The 558-nt window shown below is 58.6% G+C and carries 1 pseudogene; it reads right to left on the bottom strand.

Annotated features, from left to right (window positions below):
• Nucleotides 1-365, bottom strand: a pseudogene (locus H6B10_RS15115) (aldose 1-epimerase family protein); the annotation flags it as partial.
• Between the last annotated feature and the right edge of the window lie 193 nt (nucleotides 366-558).

The raw sequence follows: 558 nt of genomic DNA, 5'->3' as shown, positions 1-558 counted from the left end.
ACGGTCTCCCCTTCCAGCACAAAGGTAGAGCGCAGCACAAAAGCATAGGGCCATTTGGGCAGTGTCTGGGCATTGGCATGCAGCTCAAATTCCAGCGTGTCGTCGGTCTGACGGGTCAGGGTATGTTCCACATCCCGGGCAAAACCATGCTGGCCGCCCTGATATTCCACCCCTTTGGCAATCATTTTGCCGTCGGTCAGTTTGCCGGTATAGGGGAAAAGGATCGGCGCATGACGCCCCCACACAGCCTTGTCGCCGCGCCAGAGCAGTTCAGCACCGGTGGGTTTGTGAATTACGCTGACTGCCTCGGCACCATGGGTGTCCACTGTCAGGCGCAGGATGTCATTTTCGATGGTATGCTGCATAGCTGTTACCTCCTGTATAGCTGTTCCCCGCAAGGCAGGGCGTATTTTGAATCAAAGAGCGACCACCTGCAGGATCATGCCGGCTATGGCGCCGACCGCCCACAGAAGTCCCGTCATGAACAGGTTCTGCTTCCAGCTGGGATTGACCCGCCACAGTACGGCCAGCCCCACACCGGCACCGGCCGTCAGACCG

This window comes from Gemmiger formicilis, assembly GCF_016901605.1.
Taxonomy (GTDB): Bacteria; Bacillota; Clostridia; order Oscillospirales; family Ruminococcaceae; genus Gemmiger; species Gemmiger formicilis_B.
Note: the sequence above shows the minus strand (reverse complement) of the source record. Positions and strands in the feature narration are given on the sequence as shown.